This window comes from Glutamicibacter sp. (assembly GCF_050701915.1).
Classification (GTDB): domain Bacteria; phylum Actinomycetota; class Actinomycetes; order Actinomycetales; family Micrococcaceae; genus Glutamicibacter.
The window spans coordinates 36,447-44,832 of the sequence record NZ_JBOGEG010000029.1; the positions used below are offsets into that span (position 1 = coordinate 36,447).

Here is an 8,386-nt window from a genome sequence, read left to right on the forward strand (position 1 = left end):
TAATCCGTGCCACCCTAAAAACGTGCCAGAGTAAACGCCGGAAATTCGACGGCCTAGTTCGCAGCAACCACCATGTCGTTATACTCCGGGTAACGGCGCAGGTAGTCCTGGACGTAGCTGCATTCGGGAATGATCTTCAGCCCTTCGCCGCGGAACTTGTCCAGGACCAGGGTCACCAGTGCGCGAGCGTATCCGCGACGGCCGAATTCTTCATTGACGATGGTGTGCTGAATGGTGGCGATGCCATCTTCTTCGTGGTAGCCGAGGAAACCAACGAAAGTGGAACCGTGCCACAGCGAATAGCGGCCGCGGCTGGCGTCGTGATCCAAACGCAGGCCATGGTGCACAATCTTCTCGACTGGCTGGTTCGGCTGCTGGGCAGTCATGGCATTACCTCATTCTTGGCTGTGACGTGTCTCCTATTTATAGTCTTATCCCTAATCGGAGACAGATGCAACGGCTTGTGCCACGCCCTGAGAGAACACTGATGCCCGGCATGCAATGCCGGGCATCGGTCACATAATGCTAATCGTGGTACGGCGTATGAATCTCAAAAGAGACAATACGCGGGCTGCCAGCATAGACCTGCTGTGCAACGATCAGGGATCCTGGTTCCAAATAGGGATCTTGATCCGGCAGGGCCTTGGCCAGTTCATCAGTGGAGTTCTGGGCAAGAACCTCCAACACGAATGGCAGCACTGGGCGATGAGTGCAAATCACCTGGGAACGGTACTTGTCGAACAGCTTTTGCACTGCCTTGCGTGCTCGCTCCGGTTTGCGTGTTGCCGCATGTTCGGTCAGGGCCTTAACGCTCTTGAGCTTCAACGCGTGCAAGGCGGCATAGGGCGTGATCGTCTGAACGCACCGCATCCACGGAGAAGAGGCCACGTGCAGCGGCTTCCATGCTTCGAGCATCCGGGAAACTGCCTGCGCCTGGCGTCGTCCAGTCGCCGCCAGCGGGCGGTCCCCTTCGGCACGAGTCCAATTGCTCCGAGGCTTGGCTTTGGCATGGCGGACAATGAGCACCGGGTGCGTATCGAGCACGCCGGCTTCATAGGCCAGAACCAGATCGGCCAGCGGCTGGTTATCGGTGGCAATGGACAGCATCTTGGCAGCCTTCTTGGGACTGGTCCAAAGGGCCTCGTCGCATTCTGCGCCATCAGGTTCAATCACCGTCTGCGGATCGGTCTTGGCTGCCCAATAGTAGACAACCTTGGTTTTCTGACCCACCGTGTAGGCTGTGGCTGAAAGCGGGATGCCCAGGGTGATGCGCAACCCGATTTCCTCGCGGACCTCGCGCAACGCACACTCTGCGATGGATTCACCCTGATCCAGTTTGCCCTTGGGCCAGGACCAGTCGTCGTACTTTGGGCGGTGGATTAGAAGAACTTGAAGTTTGCCGTCCTTCAAGCGCCAGGGGATTGCCCCGGCGGCCACGATGTCGTATTCGCCAAGGCGGATTTCCTCGGCATCTACAGAACGGATGATGTCACGAGCCCTAGTGCGGGTGTCGCGCAGCTCTGGTTCGGTCACTAGCTATTACGTCCACTGTTTCGTCGGCGGGCATGTTCTTCAACTAACCAGAACTGGACGTCCGAGAGCGGCTTGCCATCCTCGTCCTGGTAATGGCGAATCCAGTCGCCATCGGAGTTCAGGTGCCAGGAAGCGGTCTTGTTATCCATGTAGCGGGCCAGCAGGGTGATCATGCGATCGATGTCTTCCTGGTTGCGCAGCGAGACCAGGGCTTCCACGCGACGATCCAAGTTGCGGTGCATCATGTCTGCGGAGCCGATGTACACCAGTGGATCTCCGCCGTTTTCAAACATGAACACGCGGCTGTGTTCAAGGAACCGGCCCAAGATGGAACGTACTTCAATGTTCTCGCTCAGTCCCGGCACTCCTGGGCGCAGGGCGCAGATGCCGCGAACGATGACTTCTACCTTGACCCCTGCCTGGCTGGCCCGGTACAGCGCATCGATGATGGCTTCATCCACGATGGAGTTGACCTTGATGACAACCTTGGCCGGTTTGCCGGCCGCAGCGTTCACGATTTCCTTCTCGATATGCGCCAGCAAGCCGGTGCGTACCGAGCGCGGAGCGACCAGCAGGCGGTTGTAGGTGGAGCGTGGGGCGTAGCCCGAGAGCTGGTTGAACAGCTTGGAGATATCCTCGCCAACCTCGTCATCACAGGTGAGCAGGCCGAAGTCTTCGTAGTAGCGCGCAGTGCGCGGGTGGTAGTTGCCGGTTCCGATGTGGCAGTAGCGGCGCAGCTTGTCGCCTTCGCGGCGTACCACCAAGGAGAGCTTGGAATGGGTCTTCAGGCCTACGATGCCGTAGACCACGTGGACGCCGGCCTGTTCCAGCTTGCGCGCCCAAGAGATGTTGGCCTGCTCGTCGAAGCGGGCCTTGATTTCCACCAGAGCCAGGACCTGCTTGCCAGCTTCGGCCGCATCAATCAGGGCATCGACAATTGGCGAGTCGCCGCTGGTGCGGTACAGGGTCTGCTTGATGGCCATGACCTTCGGATCAGCTGCGGCCTGTTCCAAGAAGGCCTGCACGCTGGTGGAGAAGGAATCATAAGGGTGGTGAAGCAGGATGTCGCGGCGCCGAACGGCCGCGAACACGTTGGCGGCCTTGGCAGTTTCCGATTCGTTCAGGTAGTTCGAGGTATGGCCCACATGCTTGGTGTAGTGCAGCTCTGAACGATCCAGCGAAGCAATAACGCCCAAACCGCGCAGGTCCAATGGGGTGGGAAGCTTGAAGACCTCATCCTCTTCAACACCGAGCTCGCGGGTGAGCAGCTCCATGATTTCAGGGTTGATGTCATTGGCGACTTCCAGGCGAACGGGAGGACCGAAGCGGCGGCGCAACAATTCCTTCTCCAGCGCCTGCAGCAGGTTCTCTGCATCATCCTCTTCAACTTCCAGGTCCTCGTTGCGGGTGACACGGAAGAAGTGGTGCTCGACGATTTCCATACCCGGGAACAACAGCTCCAGGTGCACCGCAATGAGTGCTTCGAGCGGGATGAAGCGGGCGGTGCGCAACGAAGAGTGCGCAGCGCGGGTGCCGTCGATGCTGATCAGGCGGGCGATGGTGTCCGGCACCTTCAAGCGGGCAAAGAGTTCCTTGCCGGTCAGGGGGTTGCGGACCACCACAGCCAGGTTCAGCGACAGGCCTGAGATGTAGGGGAATGGGTGAGCAGGGTCAACCGCCAGCGGGGTGAGCACCGGGAATACCTGGGAAACGAACCACTTGGAAAGCAGGTCACGCTCGGAAGCTGAAAGGTCTTCCCATGTGGTGATGCGGATGCCTTGCTCGGTCAGATCCGGGTAAACCGAGTCGGCAAAGACCTTGGCATGGCGGGTCTGCAGCGCATGGGCCGAGGAAAGGAGCAACTCCAACTGGTCTACCGGGTTCATTCCGTTAGCCGCCGGCACCGCCAGTCCAGCGTGGATGCGGCGCTTCAGCCCGGCAACTCGAACCATGAAGAACTCATCAAGGTTCGAGGCGAAGATGGACAGGAAGTTCACTCGTTCAAGCAGAGGAAGATCGGTATCTTCGGCCAGCTCGAGAACGCGGGCGTTGAAATGCAGCCAGCTGAGCTCACGGTCAAGGAAACGTTCATTTTTGAATCCGCCATCAGGATGCAGATCCGGCAGTGAATCTGCAGGCTCTATACGATCTTCATTGACCTTCGAAGAAGGAACATCACGTAGTTGAGTACCAGTTTCCTTGGGGTAGCTATTCATCGGCTGAACTCACTTCTTTCCTGCAAGTGGACGCTAAAGACACCGCTAGTGGCAGTCCCGAAAAATTCGGAACTGCCGGTACCCCTAGTCTATCTTCTGCGGACCGTACATAATGTCCGCATCCCAAAGTGTGAAGCCCAGCGAGCGGTAGAGCTTAACTGCAGCTTCATTATCGGCATCCACGTACAAGATCACCGCGTCGACGCCCAATTCCAGCAGGTAGTTGACACCGGTGGTGGTCAAGGAACGGCCCAAGCCCAGTCCCTGCGCTTCGGGAACGACGCCGACAACGTAAACCTCGCCGGTAGGGCGGACCGCGTCTGCGGTAGCAGGATGGATCTTGGTCCAGTGGTAGGCGAGCAGATTCTCCTCCGCGTCAAAGGCCAGGAAGAAGCCGGTTGGATCAAACCAGTCCTCGGACATGCGAGCTTCGAGGTCATTGAGGGTCAGCGAACCCTGTTCGGGATGCTGCACGAAGGACTTGGCATTAGCTTCCAGCCACTGCGGTTCATCCTCGCCAACACGGAAGGTGCGGACCGCAATGCGGCGATCAATCGGAGACTCTTCAAGGTAATCGGTGCCTTCGCGGCGCATCCGGAACAGCTCGCGTACGCGGTCCAGACCCACACCTGCGGCCAGCTTCTTAGCCGCATCATGGTCGCCGTGCGCCCACGCCTGGATCTGCGAGAGATCCAGCAGCTCACCAAGCTTGCCCAGCAGGGCCCGGCCAATGCCAGCGCGGCGATGCTCGGGGTGGACTACCAGTTCCAGGACCCAAGGATGATCCGGGGATTCCCGAACCGCGATGGCAACACCGGCCAACGTGGATTCCGCGCCTTCGCCGGCTTCAGCGAGCAGCGCAAGCAGATTTTCGCTTGGCTCATCCGCTGCCAAAGCCACCAGGGTCTGGTCGCTCAACGGCGGGTTGCCATCGGCTTTCTGCGCATCGAGGGCTAGTTGGCGCACGTCGGATAGCGCCCGTTCATCAAGCTCACCGGGGACGTGCTGGATGGAAACAGTGTTCTGTGGCAGTTCGCTCATGCATTTCACGATAGTCGTAAAATGTGCGAAGTGGGTAGGAGTTATCTGAAAGTTATGATTCGGTGTGGAAGCGGTAGCCGACGTTGCGCACCGTTCCGATGAGCTGCTCATGATCGGTGCCGAGTTTCGCGCGCAAACGCCGCACATGCACGTCTACGGTACGCGTGCCACCGTAGTAGTCGTATCCCCACACTTCATGCAGAAGCTGCTCGCGGGTGAAGACTCGGCCGGGGAACTGCGCCAGGTACTTGAGCAGTTCAAACTCTTTGTACGTCAAATCCAGCATGCGGTTATCGATGCGGGCGGTGTAGCTCAACTCGTCGATGCGCAGGCCCGAAGTGCTTTCGGCGGCCACCGGTGCGGGGGCGGGAGCCGTTGCGCCCGAGAGCATCAGGCGGATGCGTGCATCGAGTTCGGCAGGGATGGCGGAAGGCAAAAGGAAATCCGTCGCGTACCAATCCGAGTTCAAAATGCCCAGTGCGCCTTCGCTGACAACCAGCAGCAAGGGCAGATTCAAATTGGTGTGCAATAGCTGAGCCAAGGAGCGCGCCGGAATGAGATCGGTACGGGCATCGAGGATGACCGCGTCGCACTCCGGGATTTGGCTTAGCGACTCCGTGGTTGCAGGGAAGAAAGAAATCTCGTGCAATAACAGTTCGAGTGCCGGAAGAACTTCAGCGGCATTTTCGGCATGATTACTTAGTAGCAGTAGGTGAGCCAATCGGTCTTCCTCCTGCCAGATAGTTGCGAAAAAATCACTTTTACGTGTCACAGTATAAGGAATGAATCAGTTGAAGCACGCATGTGAACACGCAAGTGCGGACACATTACCGTCAGGAATCAGAATTTGAGAATCAAGGTTTTATTCAGTGGACTCGTCGCAGCGGCACTGCTTGTCGTTGCTGCAAGTCTGGATTCGATGAGCTGGCTGATGGGTGTGCTCACCGCGGTTTTACAGCTGATTTTCGCCTATACCTGGCCACGCATGGTCCGCTCCGATGCGCCATGGCCGATCACCATCATCTTGGCGCTGTGCTCGTTGGCGGCTACGGCTTCGACCATGTTCATGCCAGGCGGGTCAGTGATGTCACATAGTGTCGAAGCAATCGCCGTTGGCGTGCTTCTGGTATTTATCAGCCAAGTATTGCGCGGGGCAGAAGCCGAAGGCCGGTTGGCCGGTGTGGTGTCTGGCGTGACCGGCATAGTCCTGGGCGTGCTCGGTTCTGCCTGGGCCGCTAGCGCTTACGTGCCGTACGGCTTTGGACTGACCGTGACCACCGTGATCGCCCTGCTTGGGGCCGGTGCGGTTGCCGTAACTCGGCTGCCAAACCGGATGACCATGATTCTTGCTCCTGTGGTCGCTGCCGCTTTGGGGGCGGCCTCCAGCGCACTTCCAATGGATATGCTCTGGTACCAGGGCGCGATCCTGGGGCTGCTGACCGGCCTGCTGGTAGGTTCATTACGGGCCTTGGCCCTGGTCAGCCGCAGTGTACGAAACCTCAGCGGAATCCTTGGTCTGACATGCGCCATCTTGCTGATGAGCGGTGCTGTCAGCTGGTACGCGATGGAAGTCCTGGCATTCATTTAACGGTGAGCGGTTCAAATATGATGCAAGCTGCGTCACGCGTGTCGAAGTTCTCCTGCCTCGCGCGCTAAGATGAAGCCATGAATGAAAATTACCTTGCAATCGAAATTTTCTTCCAGGCACTTGTAGTGATCGCCGGTCTCGGAATGGCTGGGTTCGCAGGCTTGGTAGTGAAGCGCCTTTTCCAGGGCCAGAAGTAGAAACAGCGCACACAACAACGTGTGCGCTGTTTTCATTTCATCACTAACCTGAATTAGGAGCGAGTAGTCCATGGCTTTTGACCTACCTACGGACCTCACACCGGAACTTGTACCTTTCGCTTGGCTCATTGGCACCTGGGAAGGTGCCGGACGTCTTGGCGAAGGCGAAGCCGAGGACGAGTTTTTCTGGCAGCAAGTCACCTTCCGCGACGTTGGCGGGCCATACCTTGAATACCGCAGTGAAGCCTGGCTGACCGAAGCCGATGGCACGAAGCTGCGGATCTTAGCTGTTGAAACCGGATTCTGGTCGTTGGACCGCGAACAGCAGGAAGCCGATGCCGGTCCTGGCATGGAGCCGGGGGACATCTTCCCGGTACTGCGTTCGGCCGACGATGTGCAGAAGCTGCATACCAAGGACGGTTTCAAGATCCAGGCACAAATTGTCCGACCAGACGGCATCTCAGAGTTGTACTACGGCCTGATTGATGGGCCACGCATTCAGCTTGCCACCGAGAGCTTGCTGCGCAGCAAGAACGCTCAGGCTTACGCATCCTCCACCCGTATCTACGGTCTGGTCAATGGTGAGCTGTTCTGGCGTTGGGATGTCTCCAAGGGCAATATGGATCTTCAGGCGCACGCCTCGGCGGCGCTCAAGCGCGTCACGGTGGAAGGTACGGCGAACTGAGCATGGCCACTGAATACCATTCGGTACTGCTGGACCGCGCTGCTGCTGTGGAAGCCGGCGGCGTTGATGCCGGCGTCGCAGCCCATTACGGCGCTCCGACCCGTGAAGCTCGCAAACTCGCTGAGGGCCAGGCAATTGCCGACCTGAGCCACTTTGATGTAGTGGAGATCCGCGGCGAAGACCGCCAGAGCTGGCTCGATACACTGAGCAGCCAGCGCATTTCCACCTTGAAGCCAGGGGACAGCACCCAGGCGCTGCTGCTTTCCGTGCAAGGACGCATTGAGCACGAAATGAAGGTGCTCGCCACCGAAGACCGCTTGCTGCTGATCGTTGAACCGGGTTCCGGAGCAGCGCTGGGGCAGTTCTTGAACTCAATGCGCTTCATGCTGCGCGTTGAGGTCAATGACCTTTCCGAAAGCTACGGCGTACTGGCAGCTACCCGCAAGATTGGCACGGCCGGGTCTTTGGTCTGGGAGAACCCATGGCCGGGAATCACCGAGGGTGGTTGGGCCTATTCCCGTGAAGATCACCCGGGCAAGGAACGTCCGTGGTTCTTGCACATCGTGGAGCTGGAGAAGCTCGTTGAAGCGGTCGCTGACGAAGAGTTGGCCGGCATGATGGCTGTCGAAGCCTTGCGTATCGCCGCGTGGGAGCCACGCTTCGGTGCCGAGATAGACGACAAGACCATTCCGCACGAGTTGGACTGGCTGCGTACCGCGGTGCACATGGACAAGGGCTGCTACAAGGGCCAGGAAACGATCGCCCGAGTGCACAACATTGGCCACCCGCCTCGCCGCATGGTCTTCTTGGACCTAGACGGATCCATGCACACGCTGCCTGCCACCGGCGCCGAAGTGAAGCTGGGGGAGCGCACGGTTGGCCGGATCACCTCCGCGACCTTGCACTACGAAGCCGGGCCCATCGCCTTGGCCGTGATCAAGCGCAACGTTGACCCGGAAGCGGTCTTGGCCGTGGTTGATGGCGAAACGAGCTACCCGGCAACGCAGGAAGTCATTGTGGCGACCGACGCCGGCCAGGTGGCTGGGCGCTTTACCGGGTTCCTGAGAACCCCGCCGCAGGGCTAAAAGCCCAAGACAAGGGCGTGGGTTGAAGTGCTGTGAAAAGC

9 protein-coding genes are annotated in these 8,386 nt (G+C 58.8%); 3 read left to right on the forward strand and 6 right to left on the reverse strand.

The window, feature by feature from the left end; translation table 11 throughout:
• Positions 1-53: 53 nt before the first annotated feature.
• From ACRDT3_RS14875 to ACRDT3_RS14895, 5 genes are all read right to left on the reverse strand, one after another.
• A complete protein-coding gene (locus ACRDT3_RS14875; protein WP_431493709.1) occupies positions 54-386 on the reverse strand; it encodes a GNAT family N-acetyltransferase in 333 nt (110 codons plus the stop codon).
• Positions 387-525: 139 nt separating this feature from the next.
• On the reverse strand, positions 526-1,533 hold the full coding sequence (locus ACRDT3_RS14880) for an NUDIX hydrolase (protein WP_431493710.1): 1,008 nt from the start codon (positions 1,531-1,533) through the stop codon (positions 526-528).
• Positions 1,533-3,749: an RNA degradosome polyphosphate kinase gene (locus ACRDT3_RS14885; RefSeq protein WP_431493711.1), complete on the reverse strand. Its 2,217-nt coding sequence runs from the start codon at positions 3,747-3,749 to the stop codon at positions 1,533-1,535. Before ACRDT3_RS14885 ends, ACRDT3_RS14880 begins: the two co-directional genes overlap by 1 nt.
• Positions 3,750-3,833: 84 nt before the next feature.
• Positions 3,834-4,790, reverse strand: coding sequence for a mycothiol synthase (mshD, locus tag ACRDT3_RS14890; RefSeq protein ID WP_431493712.1), 957 nt, complete (start codon positions 4,788-4,790; stop codon positions 3,834-3,836).
• Between the two features lie 52 nt (positions 4,791-4,842).
• A complete protein-coding gene (locus ACRDT3_RS14895; RefSeq protein ID WP_431493713.1) occupies positions 4,843-5,511 on the reverse strand; it encodes a winged helix-turn-helix domain-containing protein in 669 nt (222 codons plus the stop codon).
• A gap of 126 nt (positions 5,512-5,637) precedes the next feature.
• On the opposite strand from ACRDT3_RS14895, the gene ACRDT3_RS14900 reads away from it, so the two are divergent.
• Positions 5,638-6,378 (forward strand): hypothetical protein, encoded by a 741-nt coding sequence (locus ACRDT3_RS14900; protein ID WP_431493714.1) that lies wholly within the window; start codon positions 5,638-5,640, stop codon positions 6,376-6,378.
• 32 nt (positions 6,379-6,410) lie between these two features.
• Here ACRDT3_RS14900 and ACRDT3_RS14905 read toward each other — a convergent pair whose 3' ends face one another.
• Entirely contained in the window at positions 6,411-6,647 is a 237-nt protein-coding gene (locus ACRDT3_RS14905; RefSeq protein ID WP_431493715.1) for a hypothetical protein, read from the reverse strand.
• On the opposite strand from ACRDT3_RS14905, the gene ACRDT3_RS14910 reads away from it, so the two are divergent.
• Together ACRDT3_RS14910 and ACRDT3_RS14915 are read left to right on the forward strand one after the other, a co-directional pair.
• The gene (locus tag ACRDT3_RS14910) at positions 6,646-7,260 is read left to right on the forward strand and encodes an FABP family protein (protein ID WP_431493716.1); all 615 of its coding nucleotides are present in this window, start codon (positions 6,646-6,648) and stop codon (positions 7,258-7,260) included. The genes ACRDT3_RS14905 and ACRDT3_RS14910 overlap by 2 nt on opposite strands.
• Positions 7,261-7,262: 2 nt before the next feature.
• Complete coding sequence (locus tag ACRDT3_RS14915; protein ID WP_431493717.1) at positions 7,263-8,345, forward strand: YgfZ/GcvT domain-containing protein; 1,083 nt, start codon at positions 7,263-7,265, stop codon at positions 8,343-8,345.
• The last annotated feature ends 41 nt before the right edge of the window (positions 8,346-8,386 follow it).

Coding starts and splice junctions, on each gene's coding strand:
- ACRDT3_RS14875 (WP_431493709.1), bottom strand. CDS start 386: ATGACTGCCCAGCAGCCGAACCAGCCAGTCGAGAAGATTGTGCACCAT.
- ACRDT3_RS14885 (WP_431493711.1), bottom strand. CDS start 3,749: ATGAATAGCTACCCCAAGGAAACTGGTACTCAACTACGTGATGTTCCT.
- mshD (WP_431493712.1), bottom strand. CDS start 4,790: ATGAGCGAACTGCCACAGAACACTGTTTCCATCCAGCACGTCCCCGGT.
- ACRDT3_RS14910 (WP_431493716.1), top strand. CDS start 6,646: ATGGCTTTTGACCTACCTACGGACCTCACACCGGAACTTGTACCTTTC.
- ACRDT3_RS14905 (WP_431493715.1), bottom strand. CDS start 6,647: ATGGACTACTCGCTCCTAATTCAGGTTAGTGATGAAATGAAAACAGCG.
- ACRDT3_RS14915 (WP_431493717.1), top strand. CDS start 7,263: ATGGCCACTGAATACCATTCGGTACTGCTGGACCGCGCTGCTGCTGTG.